The sequence below is a fragment of the Vibrio sp. PSi01 genome, assembly GCF_054960695.1.
In genome coordinates, this window is record NZ_JBHNYN010000006.1 from 112,141 (window position 1) to 136,974 (window position 24,834).

Consider the following 24,834-nt stretch of genomic DNA (forward strand, 5'->3'; position numbering starts at 1 on the left):
GCTTAGGCGGCTCTTTTTGTATGTAAATTTCGTGGCTTATCTTTTGATTAAAGGGTAAGTCGTCATTCCCTCAAGCGAGGAACGAGCCTAGTAGGGAATCTCGTTTAATAGTTAGACTCACGCTCTTGTATTAGATCCTCAACTCAGTTGTTTGTCCTTCTTGAGGATGACGTATTGAGGGGGATGAGTGAGCAAAGCGTTTTATTAAGGAACACCATCATATGAAAAGAATCCATATTGTTGCGGGCATTATCTTCAACCAAGATAAATCACAGGTCTTTATTACTAAACGCCCAGACGATAAACACAAAGGTGGCTTTTGGGAGTTCCCTGGCGGTAAAGTAGAAGCGGGCGAAACCATTGAACAAGCAATGGCTCGTGAGTTAGATGAAGAAATTGGCATCAAGGTAACTGAACAGTCTCTCTTTGAGCATCTTGAATTTGATTACAGTGATAAATCGCTTAAGTTTGATTTCATCCTTGTGACAGCCTTTGAGCAACAGCCTTATGGTAAAGAGGGTCAACAAGGTGAATGGGTAAACCTAGAATCTTTGAATCAATACCCCTTCCCAGAGGCAAATGTGCCAATTTTAGAGCGAGTAATAAAAGAGTTTTCGTAATTGCTAGCCTGAGTTTGAGATTGTTGTTAGTTTAAAGGGATTAATCGATTGAACGTTGCCGCACGAGATAAGTGGCAACGGTAACCAAAAACAATGGAGATATTCGCAGTGGTAAGAATTGCAATTGCAGGAGCAGCGGGCCGTATGGGTCGTAACTTGGTGAAAGCCGCTCATCATAATTCAGAAGCAAGTGTTGGTGCTGGTTCAGAGCGTCCAGAGTCATCTTTAGTGGGCGTTGATGTCGGCGAGTTATGTGGTGAAGGTCGTTTTGATGTCGCTTTAGTGGATGACTTGTCTAAAGCTATCGAAGAGTTTGATGTGATCGTCGATTTTACCGCACCTGTTAGCACATTAGCGAATATTGAACTTTGTAAACGTCATGGTAAAAAGCTGATCATCGGCACAACGGGTTTCTCTGAAGAAGAAAAGCAGGCTATCGATGCGGCGTCAAAAGAGATGCCAATTGTCATGGCACCTAACTACAGCGTTGGTGTAAACCTGGTATTTAAGCTGCTAGAAAAGGCCGCTAAAGTGATGGGCGATTACTGTGATGTTGAAATCGTTGAAGCTCACCATCGCCACAAGGTAGATGCACCTTCAGGCACGGCTATTGGTATGGGTGAAGCGATTGCTGGTGCGATGGGTAATGAGCTTAACGATGTAGCCGTATGGTCACGTGAAGGTATTACTGGTGAGCGAACTAAGGATGAGATCGGTTTTGCGACGATTCGTGCCGGCGACATCATTGGTGAGCACACCGCTATGTTTGCTGATATCGGTGAGCGAGTGGAAATTACCCATAAAGCGACTGACCGAATGACTTTTGCCAATGGTGCAATCAAGGCGGCAGTTTGGCTAAATGATAAACCAGCAGGCTTTTATACCATGACTGACGTCCTTGGTTTGAATGACCTATAAATAGATATTTATGCGCTGGCAATTGCCAGCGCTTTCTTTATTTGATACATTTTCCTTCGTAATACCCCTTTTACAAACCTCTCTCTAGTTTCTTCTTATCGTCGATTTTCTCTTATTTAACTGCGATTTTTAATGCTTATAGTGTGCTTTTTGTTTTAGATCTTTAAATTTCGACCTTTTCTCTTTGTATTTATCGATTGCGTTTTGTTGCTGATATTTTTATCACTCTATGGTTGGCTAAAATGAGGGGTGAAAATTAGAAAATCGTAATATTCGGACAAAATGAGCATGAAAGTTAAACTTTTGAAGCTTTGATGGTGTAAATTGAATTAGTCCTTACAAATGTTTAATTTCTTTTGCGTTAAATGTTGACACGTATCACGCAGATCACTAAAATATCGCCAATTTGTCTAATTTCCATAAACACGCAGTTTCTGGTGTTACAGGAAGGTAGATTTGCAAATTAAATCAATTTTAATGCATTTTTATTTCTGGAGGTTGTCTTGAAGAAGTCAGCACTACTCGTCCTAGAAGATGGGACAGTATTTCACGGTGAAGCCATTGGCGCTGTAGGTTCCGCAGTTGGTGAAGTCGTTTTTAATACCTCGATGACGGGGTACCAAGAAATCCTCACTGATCCTTCCTATTCTCAACAAATCGTTACCCTTACTTACCCTCACATTGGCAATACCGGAACCAATTCCGAAGACGAAGAATCTTCTTCAATCCACGCTCAAGGCCTTGTGATTCGCGATCTCCCTCTAATCGCTTCTAACTTCCGTAATGAACAATCCCTTTCTGATTACCTTAAGTCGCAAAACGTTGTTGGTATCGCTGATATTGATACTCGTAAGCTGACGCGTATTCTTCGTGAAAAAGGTGCTCAAAACGGTTGTATCGTAGCTGGCTCTTCAGTAAACGATGGAAACCTAGACGAAGCTCTAGCTCTTGCTAAAGCAAAAGAATTCCCAGGCCTGAAAGGTATGGACCTTGCGAAAGAAGTTACAACAAAAGAAGCGTATCAATGGAAACAAGGTTCGTGGACGCTTACGGGTGGACTTCCTGAAGCGAAAGCAGACTCTGAATTGCCATACCACGTTGTTGCTTATGACTTCGGTGCAAAACGAAACATCTTACGAATGCTTGTTGACCGCGGCTGCCGCCTAACGGTTGTTCCTGCTGAAACTTCAGCAGAAGAAGTACTCGCTCTGAACCCAGACGGTGTTTTCCTTTCAAATGGCCCTGGTGACCCAGAACCATGTACTTACGCAATTGAAGCGACAAAAGTGTTCCTAGAAAAAGGCTTACCAATCTTCGGTATCTGTCTAGGTCACCAGATTCTTGCTCTTGCGTCAGGCGCTAAGACAGTGAAGATGAAGTTTGGTCACCACGGTGCAAACCACCCGGTTAAAGATTTAGATCGTGATGTTGTGATGATTACTTCGCAAAACCACGGCTTTGCTGCTGACGAAGAAACCCTTCCAGAGACACTGCGTGCAACGCACAAATCATTATTTGATGGTTCTCTACAAGGTATTCACCGTACAGACAAACCAGCATTCAGCTTCCAAGGTCACCCGGAAGCAAGCCCAGGTCCAGAAGACGCAGCGCCGTTATTCGACCACTTTATTGAACTAATCAAACAGCACACAGCGTAATTCGGAGTAGTAGACAATGCCAAAACGTACTGACATTAAAAGTATTCTTATTCTAGGTGCTGGCCCGATCGTTATCGGCCAAGCATGTGAGTTCGATTACTCTGGTGCTCAAGCTTGTAAAGCGCTTCGCGAAGAAGGTTACCGAGTTATTCTTGTAAACTCGAACCCAGCGACAATCATGACTGACCCAGATATGGCAGATGCAACTTACATCGAGCCTATCCAATGGGAAGTTGTGCGTAACATCATCGCTAAAGAGAAGCCCGATGCAGTCCTACCTACTATGGGTGGCCAAACTGCATTGAATTGTGCTCTAGACTTAGAAAAGCACGGCGTTCTTGAAGAGTTCGGTGTTGAAATGATTGGTGCAACGGCTGACGCTATCGATAAAGCAGAAGACCGTTCACGCTTCGATAAAGCAATGAAAGCAATTGGCCTTGAGTGTCCAACTGCTGATACTGCGAAAACCATGGAAGAAGCTTATAAAGTTCAAGAATTGGTTGGCTTCCCTTGTATCATTCGTCCATCGTTCACTATGGGTGGTACTGGTGGCGGTATCGCTTACAACAAAGAAGAATTTGAAGAAATTTGTCGTCGTGGTTTGGACCTATCTCCAACAAACGAACTTCTTATCGATGAATCACTTATCGGTTGGAAAGAGTACGAGATGGAAGTGGTTCGTGACAAAAACGACAACTGTATCATCGTATGTGCGATTGAAAACTTTGACCCAATGGGTATTCACACCGGTGACTCAATCACAGTGGCGCCAGCTCAAACGCTGACAGACAAAGAATACCAACTAATGCGTAACGCTTCTCTAGCGGTACTGCGTGAGATTGGTGTTGAAACAGGTGGTTCAAACGTACAGTTTGGTATCAACCCGAAAGATGGCCGTATGGTTATCATCGAGATGAACCCACGTGTATCTCGCTCTTCTGCACTAGCTTCTAAAGCGACAGGCTTCCCAATCGCTAAGATTGCAGCGAAACTGGCTGTTGGCTTTACGCTAGATGAGCTAATGAATGACATCACTGGTGGCGCAACGCCAGCGTCATTCGAACCAACAATCGACTACGTAGTTACTAAGATTCCTCGTTTTAACTTCGAGAAATTTGCAGGTGCTAACGACCGTCTAACAACGCAAATGAAGTCGGTTGGTGAAGTTATGGCTATCGGCCGTAACCAACAAGAATCTCTACAGAAAGCACTTCGCGGCCTAGAAGTTGGCGCGACTGGTTTTGACGAAATGGTAGACCTAGATGCACCTGATGCGCTAACGACTATCCGTCATGAACTAAAAGAAGCTGGCGCAGAACGTATTTGGTACATCGCTGACGCATTCCGTGCTGGTATGTCGGTAGATGGTGTATTCAACCTAACGCAAATCGACCGTTGGTTCCTAGTTCAAATCGAAGACATCGTTAAGCTAGAGCAAGAACTTAAAGCGAAAGGCTTTGCTGGTCTAAACAAAGACGAGTTAAACAAGCTTAAGCGTAAAGGTTTTGCTGATGCACGCTTATCTAAGATTCTAGGTGTAGCGGAAAGCGAAATCCGTCGCATGCGTGACCAATACGATATACACCCTGTTTACAAGCGTGTAGATACGTGTGCTGCTGAGTTCTCTTCAGATACGGCGTACATGTACTCATCTTACGATGAAGAGTGTGAAGCGAATCCAACAGACAAAGACAAGATCATGATCTTGGGTGGCGGTCCAAACCGTATCGGTCAAGGTATCGAGTTTGATTACTGTTGTGTACACGCCTCACTAGCACTACGCGAAGATGGCTACGAAACTATCATGGTTAACTGTAACCCTGAGACAGTTTCTACAGACTACGATACGTCTGACCGCCTGTACTTCGAACCAGTAACTCTGGAAGATGTACTGGCGATCGCTCGTGTTGAGAAGCCAAAAGGCGTTATCGTTCAGTACGGTGGTCAAACGCCACTTAAACTGGCTCGTGCTCTTGAAGCTGCTGGCGTACCAATTATTGGTACTAGTCCAGACGCAATCGACCGTGCAGAAGACCGTGAGCGTTTCCAAGTTGCTGTAGACCGCCTAGGCCTGCTTCAACCACAAAATGCAACCGTAACAACAATGGAGCAAGCGGTTGAGAAATCTCGCGAAATCGGCTTCCCACTTGTTGTACGTCCTTCTTACGTACTTGGTGGTCGTGCGATGGAAATCGTATACGACGAGCAAGACCTGCGTCGCTACTTCAACGAAGCAGTCAGCGTATCAAACGAATCTCCAGTATTACTTGATAGCTTCTTAGATGACGCTATTGAGGTAGACGTAGATGCGATTTGTGATGGTGAGCGTGTTGTTATCGGCGGTATCATGGAGCATATCGAACAAGCGGGTGTTCACTCTGGTGACTCAGCATGTTCTCTTCCTGCATACACGCTAAGCCAAGAAATCCAAGACGTAATGCGCGAGCAAGTTGAAAAGTTAGCGTTTGAGTTGGGTGTTCGTGGTCTGATGAATACGCAGTTTGCTGTTAAAGATAACGAAGTATACCTAATCGAGGTTAACCCTCGTGCAGCACGTACTGTTCCATTCGTGTCTAAAGCTACAGGCGCACCGATTGCTAAGATTGCAGCGCGTGTAATGGCTGGTCAATCACTAGAGTCTCAAGGCTTTACGAAAGAAATCATCCCACCTTACTACTCAGTGAAAGAAGTTGTACTTCCATTCAACAAATTTCCTGGTGTTGACCCACTGTTAGGCCCAGAAATGCGCTCTACTGGTGAAGTTATGGGTGTTGGTGCGACATTCGCAGAAGCATACTCTAAAGCTGAGTTGGGTTGTGGCAACATCTACCCAGAAGGCGGCCGTGCACTTCTTTCTGTTCGTGAAGGCGACAAAGAGCGTGTTGTTGACCTAGCTTCTAAGCTATCTAAGCTTGGTTACCAGTTAGACGCAACTCACGGTACTGCAGTTATTCTTGGCGAAGCGGGTATTAACCCACGTCTAGTAAACAAGGTACACGAAGGTCGTCCTCACATTCTTGACCGTATCAAGAATAACGAGTACACGTACATCGTGAACACTGCTGCTGGCCGTCAAGCGATTGAAGATTCTAAAGTTCTTCGTCGCGGCGCATTGGCTGAGAAGGTTAACTACACGACTACGCTAAACGCTGCATTTGCGACTTGTATGGCGCACACTGCAGACGCGAAGACGTCAGTAACTTCAGTTCAAGAGCTACACGCTCAGGTTAAAGCTTCTCTAGCGTAATAGCCTAAAGCGTAACGCTGTTAAACAGATATAAATACTCAAAGCCTACTCTTCGGAGTGGGCTTTTTTATGTCTGTTATTCTGTAGTGGTTAAATGATGAATATTTGGAATAGGTTAAAATCTTGTGTTTCGTTATTGCTCACCTACAGTGAGTGGTAACTTGTCGTTACACAGGACTTTAAGGCGTTGGGTATATGGAAATCACTCTTGAAATATTGGCTATCTTGTTTGTTGTTGCAACGGCGGCAGGCTTCATCGATGCAATGGCTGGTGGTGGTGGCTTACTGACTCTACCTGCATTGCTAGCGGCCGGAGTGCCACCAACTCAAGCATTGGCAACCAATAAACTCCAAAGCTCATTTGGTAGCTTTTCCGCCAGTTGGTATTTCGTGCGCAACGGTATTGTCAGTATCAAAGAGATGCGCCTTGCTATCTTTTGTACCTTTATCGGCTCTGCTATTGGCGCCGAGTTAGTTCAGCACATTGATGCGAGCCTACTGACCAGTGTGATACCGCTGCTGCTTATCGCTATCTCTCTCTATTTCCTGTTGGCACCGCAAACTAGAGCGTCTGAAGGAAAACAGAAGATCTCTGAGGCGATGTTTGCTCTGTGTGTAGGTGGTGGAGTTGGTTTCTATGATGGTTTCTTTGGCCCAGGAACAGGTTCTATCTTCACAGTCTGCTTTGTTGCGATTGGTCACTTCTCGTTAGTCGATGCTACGGCGCGCACCAAGGTACTTAATTTCACCTCTAATATTGCCGCATTGATCTTCTTTATTTTGGCTGGCTTGCCTATTTGGGAGTTAGGATTAGTGATGGCGGTTGGCGGTTTTATGGGCGCTCAGCTTGGCGCTAAAGTGGTGGTGACAAAAGGGCAGAAATGGATTCGACCCCTTGTGATCGTTATGTCGATGCTAATGGCGTCTAAACTGCTTTGGGAACAGCATCAACAATGGATTCTATCAGTGTTCTAACTCGTGGAGACTGATAGCTATTTGGTCTTACACAGATATGAATCGGTCGAATTAAGCCTGCTAATTCGGTGAAGCTATACAGGTATTGAGGCTCAATATTGAGTGTTTTTACGATAGAGAGCGGGATTAACGCTGGCCCAGTCCCGCCCAATGCAAGTTGAGCCGCTGCGGTGTAGGCATCCATCTCCATCAAGGGCTTGATACCAAACTTCTCTAAGACAGAAAGTTGATAAGAGTTCGCGGGGTTGGTCATATCGTTGGTAATCACCAATGGAGGAAGCTCCGTTAGCGGTGACTTACTCACTATGTAAAACGGCTCATCAAACAGATGGAAGGTCATCAACCCATGATGCGGTGGCAATAAGCCTGCGCATAACCCTAAGGTCGCTTTGCCCGATTGCACTCTTTCTATGATTCGAGGTGTGTGGTTAGTGGTAATGGTGATGTATTTATCTTGCTGGATAAATTGGCCCATCATCTCACCTAGATAGCCCGCTATCAGAGATTTAGAGCTGTCTAAGGTGATAAGAGTCGTATCTTCCAACTCTTGCTGTTCATAAATAAGACCACGTAGCTCATTGAATGTTGGGCCTATACTCTCGATCAATGCAATCGCATCTGGCGTCAGTTTTATCTGTCGGCCACTCGGTTCTATGAGTTTCTTGCTTAACTTCTTCTCTAAATTAGCAATCCGTTTGCTGACCGCTGATTGGCTGATATAAAGCAAACTGCCTGTGCGGCTCATGGTCTTTGCTTTACTCAATACCAGTAGAGTTTCGATTCCTTCGAGTAGCATTGGGTTATATTCATGAAAGTTGGGAATGATTAAACCAAATTACCTCAAACACTCTTTATTCTCTAGATTTGAAGCGAAAGGTTTGAACTCAGTTAGGTATTTTAAATTGGGAACGTAAAGTGTCACGAAAGATCATAATAATGGATTGGAGAGTGAGCAGGATTAAAAAAGGCTCCGTTGCAGAGCCTTTCAATTTGTAACGATGGCCTATTTGATAGCAAAGGTTGGCAATGATAAATGCCAACGAATGGCACCAAGCCTAATCAATAGTGTTGAGAACACGCCAGCTAAAAATGCAGTTTCTGAGTCGTGTCCCATGCTGATCGCCATTGTATGGAAAGCGCCACCAATGATGCAAGCGGTCGCGTAGACTTCACTTCTTAGAATCATTGGTACTTCGCGGGCAAGTACGTCACGGATAATACCGCCACCGCAGCCGGTGATGACACCCATGATGATGGCCACTAGCGCTGAATCTTGATAGGTAAGCGCTTTTTCTACACCAATACCAACAAACACCGCGAGGCCGATCGCATCACACACCGGCAATATCCACCAAGCCAGACGTTTTGGGCGCCTTACAATAATCATAGTCAGCAAACAGGTGGTGATGATGACCCAAAGGTAGGTGGTATCGGTGATCCAAAATACGGGAGTCGCGCCCAGAGCCATGTCTCGAATTGTACCGCCACCAATTGCAGTAACACTGCCTAGAACGGCTACGCCAAAGGGATCCATCTTAAGACGGCCAGCGACAAATACACCTGAGACGGCAAAGATGGCAGTGCCAAATAAATCGATAATATAAAGCAGCATGGAGTCCATGATACTGGTGCTCTTATAGTTAAAATTGTAGGGATAGGTCGGTGGCGAATTGTACGAAAAAACGCAGCAAATAGTTAGTGATTTTGCCTAGCTCTATCGAAGAAATCGCACACTTGTTGGATCGCTTTCAAAGTTCTCGTTGTCGGGCGATTAATCCAGTCAGAATTGAGGGACCAAATCTGATTTTGAGCGACAGCTGGGATCTCATCTTCCCATGTTTGCCACATGGTTCCATTCTCAATCGCGTGCTGAGAAGTGAAGATCACTTGCGGTTTTCTTAAGACAACTTGTTCAATTCCAACTTGCGGATAAGGGGATGCGCTGTCTTCAAAAATATTGCGGCCACCACAAAACTCAAACACCTCACTTGGCCAGTGCCCTTGAGCAACTGTGATGATCGGTTTCTCACTGAGTTGGTAGAAGTAGTTTACTGGCTCGGCATCTTTGTATTTTATTCTCAACGCCTTGAGCTGCTCTTTGTATTGCTGAGCGTTATTTTCGCCAATGCTTGGATCGCTAGCGTATTGGCTGAGTTGTTCAATATTGGTTGCGATACTGTTTAGGCTTTTGGTCTTGGAGTAGTAAAGATTAAAACCAAATTGCTCTAGTTTCGCCAGTTCTCTGGGCGGGTTTCCGGCTGGCCACGCAAGAATCAAATCAGGCTGAAGTGCAATGATCTTCTCAACCTTGATGCCTTGGTAATTCGCCACTTTCTCTAGCTTGTCAGCTTGTGGTGGGTAATCACTTCGCTCACTAACCGCGACAAGCTTATCACCTAAACCAGCGCTGTAGGCGAGCTCAGTGGCGTGAGGAGCAAGGCTTACTACGCGTTGAGCTGGCTGTACTTTTTCTGGAGTCAGCGATGTTTCTTCTGCAAATGATAAAGGCAGCCATAAGCTGGAAGATAAAAGAGTAAGTCTTGTAACAAGTGCTAAAGGTTTCACTCTAAATCCCTTGGTGAACAAATAGTAAGATTAGGCTTTGTAAAAATATCCAGATAGCGATACGGCCAAATAGTAGCTTCTGAACCTGCGACAAATGCAGGGCGGATGGGGCGATTCTGCCACCTAATTTGGCTCGAATGGCTTTGGTGTTGTCGTAAATCGCTGGGCCACCCAATGACAGCTCAAGCTTGTTGCCAACGGCCGTGATTAACCATGCAGGGCCGGGCAGTGGCCAAGAGCGACTTTGGACTAGCATCATTTTAAATGTGTGCGTGGCTTTATCACCACATACGATCATCAAAGCAAATAAACGCATCGGTATAAATTCGAGAATAGCGACGATCTTGATTGCCGTTGATCCAAATGGAGAAAATTGCTTGCGACTTGGCGACCAAGCTCGAGCTAACTCGACTACTAGACGATACATTAACGCGGCGATGCCACCACCAATGGCGTACCAGAACAACACACAAACCACGTTACGAGCGTAACCCATGATGATGGTTTCTACGGCGGCTTTACCTAGGCCAAGTGATGACAGTGATTCAGTTTGACGATTAACAATCGGCGCCAATAACTGGCGAGCCGTGGCTTTATCTTCTCGATCAAGTGCTTTGATCAGTTGGTTTGTTAGCTTTTCATTGTTGCGCCAATCAATCGCCAGTAATAACAGTGCTAATTCAAACAGTTGAGATTGCCAAACCAATGGTTGCAGTGCTAATAGAATTACTAGACTCGGCAGTACCATCAACCCCCAAGCTAATGTGCCCGAGATTAAGCTTTGGGAATAGTTTTGGTTGTTATTAACCTTGCTTGCTAAAAGCTCAGCAAACTTATGCCATAAGGTTGTGGGATGTGCGGCATGGGGGATAGGTAAAATCAAATGAAAAAGCAGTGCTCCCCACATTACAAGGAGCACGCCATTTGCAAATACCTGATCAAACAGTGTTTGCATGTCTAGTCGCTTAGTTTAGTAGGGCAACCATCTTGATAACCATTTCTGAAGAGCTTTGTGCTGCTAGTGGCAGAAACTCTTCGAAGCTCATTGGTGATTCTTTGTCTGCAACGTCAGAGATTGCACGAACAACCACGAATGGTACTTGGAATTGGTGACAAGCTTGAGCGATAGCCGATGCTTCCATCTCTACAGCAACGACAGATGGGAAGTGCTTGCGAATGAACGCTTGACGTTCTGCTGTGCAAACAAATGCGTCGCCAGTACAGATAAGACCGCGAACGGCGTGCTTATCTTCCATTTGTGCTAGTGCTTGTTCAGCGACAGCCATCAGCTTGTCGTCAGCTTTAAATGCTGCAGGTTGACCTGCCATTTGGCCGATTTCGTAACCGAAAGCTGTAACGTCTGCATCGTGGTGACGAACTTCAGTTGAGATCACGACATCACCAAGGTTCAGTGTTGAATCAAAACCGCCAGCAGAGCCCGTGTTTAGAACAACATCTGGTTGGTATTCGCTTAATAGGATTGAAGTCCCAACAGCCGCTGCTACTTTACCAATGCCTGATTGAAGTAAAACAACGTCAACACCATTTAGCTGACCAGAGAAAAAGGTACAACCGCCTTTATTAACTTCAGTAATGTCTGAAATTGCTGCTTTTAGGATCGCAACTTCTTGCTCCATTGCGCCAATGATGCCGATTTTCATGTGTAGTCTCTTAATAAATAATATTTAAACAGTAGAGCGAAATTGTAGCATGGATAAGAAGTGTCGAGCGACTGCCCAGAGGCACTTCTCATCCGAATAGCAGTGATTTATCTGCGGATTCTTTTATCTATTTGATTAGGCCTTCGCTTTTTAAGCTAGCACGAAGTTGTTCTGCACGTTTTCTGTTTACGCCAAAATCAGAATGGCCAGTGCGAGATTCTGAACGCACGATCAGTTTGTCATCAGTGATCTTAAGTTCTAAGTCATCGACAAAGCGCATGATGCGAGAAGTACATTCAATACGCAGATAATCTTCTGTTTTACTCGCGGTTTTCGATCCAGGTAAAGTTAGTGCAACCTGCTCAATCGCATCTAAGTTTGCTGAGTCAGATAACTCAAACGTGTCCAATGCATGCTGCTCACGGTCATCTTGAGTTGATACGCAGTTTGGTTTGTCTCCACAAGGTGATGAAGTTCTGTCTTTCATGTTCGTGATTCCTTGGCTGCATGCGGTTAAAGTTAAAAGAGATAGAGAAAGGAGAGCGGCTTTTTTCATGGTGTTTCCTATGGCTTGTTTTTAATTCTAATTGTAGTTATCGGCATTGGTTTATTTGTAATTGTTTTACGTATTTTCGTGATGCTTGTGATAAACGTATCTAATTTAAAAAAGGATCCATAATTGGATCCCTTTTTTATAGTAACGAACTGAGTAATAAAGGAAACCTAGTCACACTTCTAGGTAATCCAATATTCCTTCCGCGGCTTTACGGCCTTCATCGATAGCAGTCACCACTAAATCAGATCCTCGAACTGCATCACCACCTGCAAAGATCTTACAGTTGGTGGTTTGGTATTGAAACTCTTGCTGTCCGGGAGCCTTGATGCGACCCCATTGGTCGAGCTCTACACCAAATGGTTCTAGCCATTCCATTGCATGAGGTTGGAAACCAAATGCCATGATCACAGCATCGGCTTCTAGAACATGTTCACTGCCTTCAACGGGTTCCGGACGACGTCGGCCTGCTTCATCTGGTTCACCTAGCGCCGTTTTCACCACTTTGACGCCAGTAACATGACCTGATGAATCGGTTTCCAATGCTAATGGCTGAAGGTTGAACATGAACTTCACGCCTTCTTCTTTTGCATTCTTCACCTCACGGCGAGAGCCTGGCATATTGGCCTCATCACGACGATAAGCACAGACGACGTTAGCAGCATGCTGACGAATAGACGTTCGAACACAGTCCATCGCAGTATCACCACCACCAAGCACGACCACTTTTTTGCCTTTCATGTCGATGAATGGCGTTGGATTATCCAGCTCCATGACCTTGTAGGTATTGGAAACAAGAAAGGGGAGAGCATCATAAACGCCCGGTGCTTCTTCGTTGTCTAACCCAGCTCGCATGTTTTTATAGGTACCGACCCCTAAGAAAACGGCATCATAATCATCGACAAGTTGTTGTAGTTGAACGTCTTTACCGACTTCGGTATTCATCTTAAATTCGACACCCATACCACTAAAGATACGGCGACGGTTTTCCATGATGCCTTTCTCGAGTTTGAACGATGGGATACCAAACGTTAGTAGGCCACCGATCTCCGGGTAGCGGTCAAATACCACGGCCTTCACACCGTTTCGAACTAAGATATCAGCTGCTGCAAGACCTGCAGGGCCAGCGCCAATGATCGCGACCTTTTTGTCGGTCCATTCAACGTGAGACATGTCTGGTTTCCAGCCCATCTCAAACGCTTTGTCATTGATGTATTTTTCAATGTTGCCGATGGTTACTGCGCCGAAATCGTCGTTGAGGGTACAAGAGCCTTCACATAGACGATCTTGAGGACAAACTCGGCCGCAAACCTCAGGCAAGCTGTTGGTTTGGTGAGACAGTTCAGCCGCTTCGATAATACGCCCTTCATTGGCAAGCTTGAGCCATTGAGGGATATAGTTATGGACTGGACACTTCCATTCACAGTAGGGGTTACCGCAGTCTAGACAGCGGTCAGCTTGCGCTTTGGCTTGTTGCTTAGTGAAAGGTTCGTAGATCTCTACAAACTCAATCTTACGTATCTTGATTGGCTTCTTCGCTGGGTCTACGCGATTCACATCAATAAATTGGTATACATTCTGGCTCATTATTGGCTCCTTCCAATTATTGCGCTTGAACACGAAGTTCAGCAGAGCTACGACTTTGGTGGCCGAGCAAGGTGTTAAGATCCGCCGTCTTTGGCTTCACTAAGTAGAACTTCGGAATCCATTCATCAAAGTTCGCCAGAATAGCTTCAGCGTGTACTGAGCCCGTTTCTTCTAAGTGTTCTGCAATTAAGCCACGCAGATGTTCTTGGTGGATAAATAGGTCAGACAGAGAAAGTGCCTCGACCGACTCGTTGTTCACTCGGCCTTGGAAGTCTTCATTCTTATCCATCACATAAGCAAAACCACCTGTCATACCCGCGCCGAAGTTCACGCCCGTTGCACCAAGAATGGCAACAATACCACCAGTCATGTATTCACAGGCGTTGTCACCCGCACCTTCAATCACAGCAACCGTGCCTGAGTTACGTACACCAAATCGTTCGCCAGCAGTACCAGCAGCAAACAGCTTGCCTCCGGTTGCGCCATACAGACAAGTGTTGCCGATAATGGTCGCTTCGTTACAGGTAAATGCGGTGCCTTGGTGAGGCTTGATAACCACTTTTCCGCCAGCCATGCCTTTGCCAACATAGTCATTGGCATCGCCTGTTAGGTAAAGCTCAACACCACCTGCGTTCCAAACTGCAAAAGATTGGCCTGCGGTGCCGTCGAGGTACAACTTGATTGGTGAACCTGCCATGCCTTGGTTGCCGTATCGCTTAGCAATTTCGCCAGAGATACGAGCGCCAATCGAACGATCGGTGTTGATCACGTTGTAGTAAAGGCTGGTGGATTGACGTTTCTCAATTGCATCGATTACGTCATCAAGGATCTGTTGGTTGAGCTGAGCCTTATCAAACGGTGCGTTTGGTTCTGTCCAAAACAGTGGATGACCTTCAGTAGATACCGGAGCTTCCAATATCGATGAAAGATCCAACTTACTCTGCTTCGCCGTGAGACCTTGAACGGCTTCAAGCAAATCAGTACGGCCAATCAGGTCAGTAAGTTTTTCTACGCCAAGCTCTGCAAGGTATTGGCGAACCTCATCGGCTAGGCCGGTAAAGTAGTTCACCACCATGTCTGGTAGGCCTTTGAAGTATTCACGACGTAGGGTTTCATCTTGAGTCGCCACACCTGTCGCACAGTTATTTAGGTGACAAATTCTTAAGAACTTACAACCCATTGCTACCATTGGTGCAGTACCAAAACCAAAGCTCTCTGCACCTAAAATCGCACCCTTGATAACATCGAGGCCGGTTTTTAAACCACCATCGACTTGCAGGCGAATTTTATGACGAAGCCCGTTGGCGACGAGTGCTTGTTGAGTTTCAGCTAAGCCAAGCTCCCAAGGACAACCTGCGTATTTCACTGAGGTCAGTGGGCTTGCTGCGGTACCGCCGTCGTAACCTGAAATGGTGATCAGGTCGGCATAAGCTTTCGCCACACCTGTAGCAATGGTGCCGACACCCGGCTCAGATACTAACTTCACTGAAACCAAGGCTTTAGGATTAACTTGCTTAAGGTCGAAAATCAGCTGAGCCAGATCTTCGATAGAGTAGATATCGTGATGCGGAGGAGGGGAGATCAGAGTCACGCCTTGAACTGAGTATCTCAGCTTGGCTATTTCTGCGGTGACTTTATGACCCGGCAGCTGACCGCCTTCTCCTGGCTTCGCACCTTGCGCGACCTTGATTTGTAGAACATCCGCATTGGTTAAGTAATGTGGCGTCACACCAAAACGACCGGAAGCTATCTGTTTGATGCGCGAGTTACGATCAGTCCCAAAGCGTCGTGGATCTTCACCGCCTTCACCAGAGTTAGAATAACCACCTAATCGGTTCATCGCCATGGCCAGCGCTTCATGAGCTTCGGGGCTCAAGGCACCAATCGACATCGCGGCAGAATCGAAGCGTTTAAAGAGATCGCTACTTGGCTCGACTTGCTCTAGCGGCAGAGGTTGTTCGGCTTTTTTGAGGCTCATTAAGTCGCGCAGCATAGCAGCAGGACGAGCATTAACTTGCTTCGCAAAAGATTGATAATCCGATGTTTCACCTGTCTTTACAGCGGTTTGCAAGGTACTGACTACGTCTGGGTTGTAGGCGTGGTATTCGCCGCCATGTACGTATTTGAGTAAGCCACCATGTTCCAGTGGTTTACGTTTTGTCCATGCTTTACGAGATAGGTTATAGATGTCTTGTTGGAAGTCGCTAAAGCTAGCGCCTTGGATGCGAGTCGTTACGCCACGGAAACACAGATCAACAACATCGGTATGTAAACCTACTGCCTCAAATAACTGCGAGCAGCGATACGAAGCAATCGTTGAGATACCCATCTTCGACATGATCTTATACAGACCTTTGTTGATGCCGTTTTGGTAATTTTGCAATGCAGTGCGATAGTCTTTATCTAATGAACCATCGTCCAACATTTTGCCCAGAGCTTCATAAGCGAGATATGGGTAAACTGCGGTAGCACCGAAGCCAAGCAGTACGGCAAATTGGTGCGGGTCACGTGCGGTTGCTGTTTCAACCACGATGTTAGCATCACAACGTAGGTTGTTGTCTGCAAGTCTGGTTTGTACGGCACCGACAGCCATGGCGGCAGGAACTGGCAGCCTACCTTTCTCTAAACCTTTGTCTGAAAGTACAATCAAAACTGCACCATCACGCACTTCTTCCACTGCACGATCACACAAGTCGTTGATGGCTTGTTCGAGATCTTTATCTGCCGGATCATAGTGCATGCTAAGAATAGCGTGACCATAATGCTTTTGACTTAACTGCAGAAGCTGCTGCATATCAGAGTAAAGCAGCACCGGTGAATCAAACGTCACACGATAAGCGTGGCCATCGGTTTCACAGAATACATTCATCTCTTGGCCGATACTGGTCGCCAAAGACATCACGTGTTTTTCACGCAGAGGGTCAATCGGTGGGTTGGTTACTTGGGCAAACTTCTGACGGAAATAATCCGTAATAAGACGTTCTTTAGAAGACAGAACGGCCATTGGCGTATCATCGCCCATCGAGCCGACCGCTTCCTGTCCCATATCACCGAGTACGCGAAGTACTTGGTCTGATTCTTCGTTACTCATCGCAAATTGTTTTTGATAAGTTTTTAGTGTGTCATCGTCAAAGCTACGCTTACCGACTTGATCATCTGACAATTCGGAAAACGGTGTTAATTTGTGAACGTTCTTTTCCATCCACTCTTTATAAGGGTGTCGACCTTTCAGATCATTGTCGATCTCATTAGATTGCCATAGCTTGCCGCGACGAGTGTCAATAACAAGCAGTTCACCAGGCCCAACGCGACCTTTCTCTGCTACTTCATCTGGCGCGTAGTTCCAAATACCCACTTCTGATGCCAAAGTGATCAGGTTGTCTTTGGTAATGACATAGCGTGCTGGACGTAAGCCGTTTCTATCAAGGTTACATGCTGCATAACGACCATCTGAAAGTACGATACCAGCTGGGCCATCCCACGGTTCCATATGTTTGGAGTTGAAGTCGTAAAAGGCACGTAACTCAGGATCCATATCTGGGTGGTTTTGCCAAGCGGGCGGCACAAGCATACGCATCGCTCTGAACACATCCATACCACCAGCAAGGAACAGGTCGAGCATGTTATCTAAGCTTGATGAGTCTGAGCCTGTCTCATTTACAAAAGGTGCGGCTGTTTGTAAATCAGGCAACAGTGGTGAGGAGAATTTGTAAGCACGAGCCTTAGCCCATTGACGGTTGCCTTCGATGGTATTGATCTCACCATTGTGCGCCAAATAGCGGAATGGCTGAGCCAATGGCCAACGTGGCTGAGTATTGGTTGAGAAGCGCTGGTGGAACAGACATATCGCCGATTCCATACGTAAGTCAGCGAGATCGAGGTAAAATCGCGGTAGATCGGCAGGCATGCACAAGCCTTTGTAAACCATGACTTGGGTCGACAGGCTACAAATATAGAAATCTTTGTCTTCGGTGATCTGCTTTTCAATTCTACGGCGAGCGATATAAAGGCGTCGTTCAATATCGCGTTCACGCCAGCCAGCAGGGGCTGAGATAAAGACTTGCTGAATATTAGGAACGGAATCTTTGGCGATTGGACCTAATACATCGGTGTTGGTCGGCACAACGCGCCAACCCGCGATGGTTAAGGTCTCGTGAGCGAGCTCTTTATTGACGATGTCTTGCGCGGATTGTGCTTTGATTGGGTCTTGGCTGAAGAAAACCATGCCGACAGCGTATTGCTTGCCGAGCTTGAAGTTATTCTCTTCTGCAATAATTCTGAGGTAGGAGTCTGGTTTCTGTAGTAATAAGCCACAACCATCTCCGGTTTTGCCATCCGCGGCGATACCACCACGGTGTGTCATGCGATCGAGGGCTGAAATAGCAGTTCGTACCAACTTATGACTAGGTTGGCCTTCCATTTGCGCTATTAAACCAAATCCACAGTTGTCTTTTTCAAGACTAGGATCATATAGAGCCATTGCAATTCTCCCTTTTGCTTCTCTGTCATCCAGACAGTAAATGACTAACTATTCATATACTTGTTGTTTTTTATAAACTTGTTCTTATATAAACTGATAGTTTGTTTTTAGCTAGTTAAAACGTTATTAGCTGTGTTAACAAAACCTATTGGTTTTATTTTCATCAGCTTTACAACGTATAGCTAATTGTGTTTAAGGTCAAGTTCATGGTTAATTATCATGCGTAAACGCGATTAGCCACGTAATAACCTGAAATAATAGAACTATATCAAAGAGATATGAAAGCCAGTTGTTAACGGGATTTAACAGCTATCGTAGATGTATTGAAAGTGACAGGCAGAAAAAAGGCTAGCATCGAGTGCTAGCCAAATACAAAAGTTAGGAAGGGTGTTGCTTTTTCCCTAAGCTAACGTCAGCGACGTTAGCCCGAGAAATATTATGCGGAAAGCATGAGTGAATCAGCTTTCGCTTCTAAGTTTGAGTTACCCATTAAGAAGTCATCAATCGCAATTGCACATTCACGGCCTTCGTTAATACAACGTACGACTAGCGACTGGCCAGTACGCATATCACCAGCAGCGAAAACGCCTTTCTGGTTCGTCGCGTAACCTTCAGAGGCCACGTTACCGCGCTCATCCAGTTTAATGTCTAGCTGAGCCAGTACACCTGTTGGTTCTGGGTGTAAGAAGCCCATTGCTAGGAACGCCATATCACAAGGAATAACACGTTCAGAGTTAGCCACTTCATCAAAGCCTGGACGCTCGCCTGGTTTCACGTCTTGCCAAACAATGTCTGCAATACGTAGACCCGTCACTTGACCTTTATCGTTGCCGATGAATTCTTTGGTCAGGATGTTCCAATGACGCTCACAACCTTCTTCGTGAGAAGTGGTGGTTTTCATGATCATTGGGTATTGAGGCCAAGGCATGTTCGCAGGACGTTTCTCCGGTGGGATCGGCATGATCTCAACTTGAGTAATGCTTGCTGCCTTATGGCGGTTTGAAGTACCCACACAGTCAGAACCTGTATCACCACCACCGATAACCACAATGTGCTTATCTTTAGCATGGATTTCTTCGGTCTTGAGATCTAAATCGTTGGCACGGCGGTTATTTTGACCAAGGAATTCCATAGCAAAATGCACACCTTCCAACTCACGACCTGGGATTGGCAAGTCGCGTGGAACCGTAGAACCACCCGTTAGTAATACCACATCGAACTCTTGACGTAGTTGTTGAGCATTAACATCAACACCAATGTGCTGGTTAACTTTAAACTCAACGCCCGCTTCAGCCATTAGGTTGATCTTACGATCGATGACGTCCATACCCAGTTTGAAATCTGGAATACCGAAGCGAAGTAGACCACCTACTTTTTCGTCACGTTCAAATACCGTTACTGAGTGACCAGCACTGTTTAGCTGTTCAGCAGCGGCTAGGCCAGCAGGACCTGAACCGATCACGGCTACCGTTTTACCTGTGCGAGAACGTGGCGTTTTCGGTTTTGCGTATCCTTCACGGTACGCAGTTTCAACAATTGTTTTCTCGATATTACAGATAGTGATTGGATCTTGGTTGATACCAAGAACACAGGCACTTTCACAAGGAGCAGGACAAACACGACCTGTAAACTCAGGGAAATTGTTGGTAGAGCTTAGAATGTTCCAAGCCTCTTCCCAGCTGTCACGGTAAACCGCGTCATTGAATTCTGGGATGATGTTACCAATCGGACAGCCGTTGTGACAGAAAGGTACGCCACAGTCCATACAACGAGATGCTTGAGTATTGATCTTTTCACCAAACTCTTCGTTAAGTACGAACTCTTTGTTGTCTTCGATACGAACCGATGGGTCGAGCTTCTTTGGAAGCTCACGACCGTGTTCTAAAAATCCAGTAGGCTTACCCATTATACTGCCTCCACTTCTTCCGTTTGTGCCTGTTGTGCTTCAGCTTTACGCTTCTCAAGAACTGCTTTGTAGTCACGAGGCATTACTTTAACTAGTGATGCAACGCTTGTTTCAAAGTTGTCTAGGAAAGACTGAGCAACTTCACTTCCTGTGAATTCAACATGCTTCGTTAGCATATCGAGTAGAAGATCTTTATCTTCTTGTTCAATTGGGTCTAGGTCTACAAGTTCTGCGTTGAGCTTGGTTTCGAAGTCACCTGCTTTATCCCAAACATAAGCGACACCGCCACTCATACCTGCAGCAAAGTTACGACCCGTTGAGCCAAGGATAATTGCCGCGCCACCTGTCATGTACTCACAACCGTGATCACCAACACCTTCAACTACAACCTTCGCACCTGAGTTACGAACACAGAAACGTTCGCCAGCCATACCGCGAATGAAAGATTCACCAGAAGTGGCACCGTAGAAACATACGTTACCCACTACGATGTTGTCTTCTGCAACGATAGAAGATTTCGCATCTGGGTACAGTACCAATGTACCGCCAGACAGACCTTTACCCCAGTAATCGTTCGCGTCGCCTTCGACTTCGAACTTAACGCCTTTCGCAAGGAATGCACCGAAAGATTGGCCCGCACTACCGTGGAACTTAACGTTCATTGGTTGTGGTAAACCTTGGTCTTTGTAAACCTTCGAGATTTCGTTCGACAGCATGGTACCTGCAGAGCGATCCGTGTTGATGATAGGGAAGGTCGCATTCACGGCTTCGCCTTTCTCAAGTGCTGGAATTGCAGCTTGAATCAACTTACGGTCTAGAACGTCTTCTAGGTTGTGATTTTGTTTTGTCTGGTTGTAGATACCGTCTTCAGCACGAGCCTGCTCAATGTGCAGTACTGGTGTTAGATCTAGGTTCTTGTACTTCCAGTGGCCGATGTCGTCACGAACTTTAAGTTTGTGTGATTGACCAACCATTTCGTCGATAGAACGGAAGCCAAGCTCAGCCATTACTTCACGTAAACCTTCAGCCATGTATTGGAAGAAAGTCACTACGTCTTCTACGCGGCCGTCGAAACGCTCACGCAGAGTTTTGTTCTGTGTTGCAATACCAACAGGACATGTATTTTTGTGACACTTACGCATCATGATACAGCCTTCAACAACCAATGCTGCTGTTGCTACGCCCCATTCTTCAGCGCCTAGTAACGTTGCGACTGCAAGGTCTCGTGGTGTTTTCATCTGACCATCAGACTGAACAACGATACGGTTACGCAGGCCGTTTTTCAGTAGTGTTTGGTGCGTTTCTGCTAGACCAAGTTCCCAAGGCAGACCTGTGTGACGGATAGAAGACATCGGAGATGCACCTGTACCGCCATCAAAACCTGCGATAAGTACCACGTCAGCTTTTGCTTTCGCTACGCCTGATGCAATCGTACCTACGCCTGCTTCCGATACTAGCTTCACGTTTACACGGCCATTACGGTTAGCATTTTTCAGATCGTAGATTAGTTGAGCCAAATCCTCGATTGAGTAGATATCGTGGTGTGGCGGTGGCGAGATAAGACCTACGCCCGGAGTCGAGTGACGTGTTGCGCCGATCCAGTCATCAACCTTATCACCAGGTAGTTGACCACCTTCGCCAGGTTTCGCACCTTGAGCCATCTTGATTTGCAGCTCATCAGCGTTAGATAGGTAGTAAGACGTTACACCAAAGCGACCAGAAGCCACCTGTTTGATTGCTGAACGTTCCCAGTCGCCATTTTCTTTACGCTCGAAACGTGCTGGGTCTTCACCACCTTCACCTGAGTTTGATTTCGCGCCAATGCGGTTCATCGCAACAGCGAGTGTTGAGTGAGCCTCATGCGAGATTGAACCAAAGCTCATTGCGCCTGTTGCGAAACGCTTAAGGATATTCTCGATTGGTTCTACTTCCGCTAGAGGGATAGAGCCTGCAGGGTTCTTGATGAAATCAAGTTGGCTACGTAGCGTTGCTGCGTTGTCGCCTTGGTCATCGACTGCTTTTGCGTACTTCTTGAATTGACCGTAATCTTTGTTACGCGTCGACTCTTGAAGTAGAGAAATCGTTTCAGGGTTGAACAAGTGTTTCTCACCACGTTGTTTCCACTGGTAAACACCACCAACGTCAAGAATTTGAGCTGGGATTTCACGAGCAGGGTAACCAACACGGTGACGAACCAGTACTTCTCGTGCGATATCGTCGATCGTTAGACCTTGGATACGAGAAACAGTACCAGTAAAGTATTTTTCAACCACCGATTTGCTAACACCAAGGGCTTCAAAAATTTGAGCACCATGGTAAGACTGTAACGTAGAGATCCCCATCTTAGAGAAGATCTTCAGTAGACCGCCGTTGACACCTTTACGGTAGTTATCGAAGAACTCACGTGGGTGTACGTTTGGATCTAGCTTCTTAGTACGTTGCAATTCAACAATCGTTTCAATAACTAGGTATGGGTTAACTGCGTTCGCACCGTAACCGATAAGTGTTGCAAAATGGTGAGTTTCACGAGCATCACCCGTTTCAACAACGATGTCACACTTAGCGCGTAGACCTTTACGGATTAGGTGGTGGTGAACCGCGCCAACTGCCAGCATTGCTGGAATAGCGGCGTGGTTAGAGTTAACGGCACGGTCAGTCAGTAGAATGATAGAGTAACCATCAATCACTGCGTCTTCTGCGTACTGACAGATACGCTTAAGTGCGCGCTCTAACTTGCCTTGATCTCCGTTTGCTTGGAATACGATATCTAGCGTCTTCGATTGAAGGTGCTCGTTATCGATTGCACGAAGTTTCTCTAACTCTGAGTTAGAAAGAACAGGAGACTCAAGTTCCACTTTTTGACAGTGTTCAGGTGTTTCAGCAAGTAGGTTCTGATCTTTACCTAGGTAAGTGTTCAGAGACATAACCATACGCTCACGAATCGGGTCGATCGGCGGGTTAGTTACTTGTGCAAACAACTGCTTAAAGTAGTTTGAAAGGTGCTGCGATTGATGAGACAGAATCGCTAGCGGCCAGTCAGCACCCATTGCAGAAAGTGGCTCGTAGCCTGTTTTTGCAAGAGGGAGAATGATTTCGTTTACTTCTTCAGAGCTCACACCAAACGATTGCTGTTTGTGAAGCAGTTTCTCTGGAGAAGGTTGGTTAAATTCGTTGCTCGCATCCGGTAGCTTTTTCAAGCTCAGAAGATTCTCTTCAACCCATTTTTCGTAGGGTTGCGATTTAGCGATACCGTCTTTCACTTCTTCATCAGAAATGATGCGGCCTTGCTCAAGGTCAGCAACGAAGATACGACCAGGCTGTAGACGACCACGGTATTCAACGTTTTCTGGTGCGATTTCTACTACGCCAGATTCAGACGCCATTACTAGGAAGTCGTCTTTGGTCACCGTGTAGCGAGAAGGACGCAGACCATTCCGGTCAAGTGTTGCACCAACTTGAACACCATCGGTGAAACATACTGATGCAGGGCCATCCCATGGTTCCATTACGTTCGCGTGGTACTGGTAGAACGCACGACGAGTTGGATCCATGTTTTTGTTTTCTTGCCATGCTTCAGGGATCATCATCATCAATGCGTGTGGCAGAGTACGACCTGAAAGAACAAGAAGCTCAAGCGCCATATCGAAGTTTGATGAATCCGAGCTACCTTCCTGACAGATAGGAAGCAGCATGTCGATTTCAGCTTGTGTGAACAGATCCGATTCAAGGATCGCTTCACGCGCTTTCATCCAGTTTAGGTTACCGCGAACTGTGTTAATTTCGCCATTGTGTGCGATATAACGGAAAGGCTGAGCTAGACGCCAACGTGGGAATGTATTGGTAGAGAAGCGAGAGTGTACCAGTGCTAGAGCTGTCACCATGGTTGGGTTTTGCAGATCTAGGAAGTACTGAGGAACTTGTTCTGTTGTTAGCTGACCTTTGTACACCAATGTCTTGTAAGACATAGAGTTGATGTAGAAGTCATCACCGATATTTGACACGCTTTCTAGGCAAACACGAACGGTGTAGTTACGTAGAACATACAGTTTGCGCTCAAGCTCTTCTGGAGTGATACCAGGGCCGCCAGAGATAAATACGTGTTCAAATTGAGGTTCAGTGCTTAGTGGGTCAGCACCAATCATTGAATTGTCAGTTGGAAGTTCACGGTAACCGATAACTTCTAACTCTAGGCGCTGTGCATTGCGTTCTAGAATGTCACGACACTGTGCACGTTTGTGTTCATCTTTAGGGAAAAGTACAACACCAACACCATATTTTTCAAAAGATGGCAGTTTAATTCCAAGCTTTACGGCTTCTTCTAGTAAGAATTCGTGCGGCTTCTGTAGCAGGATACCTGCACCATCACCAGAACACGGATCGCAGCCTTGGCCGCCACGGTGTTCCATACGTGCAAGCATATCGAGTGCTTGAGTTACTACATCATGAGATTTGCGATTCTTTAGATGCGCAACAAAACCGATACCACAAGCGTCATGCTCCAATTCAGGAGTATACAGACCCTGTGAGTTCTGCTCTTGATCTACCATAGATACATCCTTCCAGTTAAATCTAGGCGCAACTTATTTGTATAAAGTTAGCCTTGTCCTTTTATATTTATGGGTCTAAACCTGCCTATGCTGGCGGTTTGAATCCTTTCCGTATCT

General features: G+C 45.9%; 15 protein-coding genes. 5 read left to right on the top strand and 10 right to left on the bottom strand.

Annotated features, from left to right (window positions below):
• Positions 1–221 precede the first annotated feature (221 nt).
• The 5 genes from mutT (at position 222) to ACFI6G_RS11390 (ending at position 7,418) form a co-directional block, all read left to right on the top strand.
• Complete coding sequence (mutT, locus tag ACFI6G_RS11370; protein WP_016767750.1) at positions 222–620, top strand: 8-oxo-dGTP diphosphatase MutT; 399 nt, start codon at positions 222–224, stop codon at positions 618–620.
• Positions 621–713: 93 nt separating this feature from the next.
• Complete coding sequence (gene dapB / locus ACFI6G_RS11375) at positions 714–1,538, top strand: 4-hydroxy-tetrahydrodipicolinate reductase (protein ID WP_016783966.1); 825 nt, start codon at positions 714–716, stop codon at positions 1,536–1,538.
• A gap of 503 nt (positions 1,539–2,041) precedes the next feature.
• Entirely contained in the window at positions 2,042–3,196 is a 1,155-nt protein-coding gene (carA, locus tag ACFI6G_RS11380; protein ID WP_010434758.1) for a glutamine-hydrolyzing carbamoyl-phosphate synthase small subunit, read from the top strand.
• Positions 3,197–3,212: 16 nt separating this feature from the next.
• Positions 3,213–6,443, top strand: a complete 3,231-nt coding sequence (gene carB, locus ACFI6G_RS11385) for a carbamoyl-phosphate synthase large subunit (protein WP_016767749.1) — start codon at positions 3,213–3,215, stop codon at positions 6,441–6,443.
• Between the two features lie 195 nt (positions 6,444–6,638).
• Complete coding sequence (locus tag ACFI6G_RS11390; protein WP_010434762.1) at positions 6,639–7,418, top strand: TSUP family transporter; 780 nt, start codon at positions 6,639–6,641, stop codon at positions 7,416–7,418.
• Here ACFI6G_RS11390 and ACFI6G_RS11395 read toward each other — a convergent pair.
• From ACFI6G_RS11395 to gltB (ACFI6G_RS11440), 10 genes are all read right to left on the bottom strand, one after another.
• Entirely contained in the window at positions 7,369–8,214 is an 846-nt protein-coding gene (locus ACFI6G_RS11395; protein ID WP_010434764.1) for a LysR family transcriptional regulator, read from the bottom strand. The genes ACFI6G_RS11390 and ACFI6G_RS11395 overlap by 50 nt on opposite strands.
• 207 nt (positions 8,215–8,421) lie before the next feature.
• The gene (locus ACFI6G_RS11400) at positions 8,422–9,039 is read right to left on the bottom strand and encodes a TRIC cation channel family protein (RefSeq protein ID WP_016767748.1); all 618 of its coding nucleotides are present in this window, start codon (positions 9,037–9,039) and stop codon (positions 8,422–8,424) included.
• 74 nt (positions 9,040–9,113) lie between these two features.
• Positions 9,114–9,983, bottom strand: coding sequence for a vitamin B12 ABC transporter substrate-binding protein BtuF (gene btuF, locus ACFI6G_RS11405; protein ID WP_010434768.1), 870 nt, complete (start codon positions 9,981–9,983; stop codon positions 9,114–9,116).
• A 1-nt stretch (position 9,984) separates the two neighbouring features.
• Complete coding sequence (locus tag ACFI6G_RS11410; RefSeq protein WP_016767747.1) at positions 9,985–10,938, bottom strand: cobalamin biosynthesis family protein; 954 nt, start codon at positions 10,936–10,938, stop codon at positions 9,985–9,987.
• A 10-nt stretch (positions 10,939–10,948) separates the two neighbouring features.
• Positions 10,949–11,644 (bottom strand): 5'-methylthioadenosine/S-adenosylhomocysteine nucleosidase, encoded by a 696-nt coding sequence (gene mtnN, locus ACFI6G_RS11415; RefSeq protein ID WP_010434770.1) that lies wholly within the window; start codon positions 11,642–11,644, stop codon positions 10,949–10,951.
• Between the two features lie 127 nt (positions 11,645–11,771).
• Complete coding sequence (locus ACFI6G_RS11420; RefSeq protein WP_010434771.1) at positions 11,772–12,200, bottom strand: DUF1499 domain-containing protein; 429 nt, start codon at positions 12,198–12,200, stop codon at positions 11,772–11,774.
• 171 nt (positions 12,201–12,371) lie between these two features.
• Complete coding sequence (locus tag ACFI6G_RS11425; RefSeq protein WP_016767746.1) at positions 12,372–13,784, bottom strand: FAD-dependent oxidoreductase; 1,413 nt, start codon at positions 13,782–13,784, stop codon at positions 12,372–12,374.
• A gap of 16 nt (positions 13,785–13,800) precedes the next feature.
• Positions 13,801–18,264 carry a glutamate synthase large subunit gene (gene gltB, locus ACFI6G_RS11430; protein WP_010434773.1) on the bottom strand — a complete coding sequence of 1,488 codons (4,464 nt, stop codon included), beginning with the start codon at positions 18,262–18,264 and terminating at the stop codon, positions 13,801–13,803.
• Between the two features lie 436 nt (positions 18,265–18,700).
• On the bottom strand, positions 18,701–20,170 hold the full coding sequence (locus tag ACFI6G_RS11435; protein ID WP_016767745.1) for a glutamate synthase subunit beta: 1,470 nt from the start codon (positions 20,168–20,170) through the stop codon (positions 18,701–18,703).
• On the bottom strand, positions 20,170–24,717 hold the full coding sequence (gene gltB / locus ACFI6G_RS11440) for a glutamate synthase large subunit (protein WP_016767744.1): 4,548 nt from the start codon (positions 24,715–24,717) through the stop codon (positions 20,170–20,172). The genes ACFI6G_RS11435 and gltB (ACFI6G_RS11440) overlap by 1 nt, the downstream gene beginning before the upstream one ends.
• Positions 24,718–24,834 lie beyond the last annotated feature (117 nt).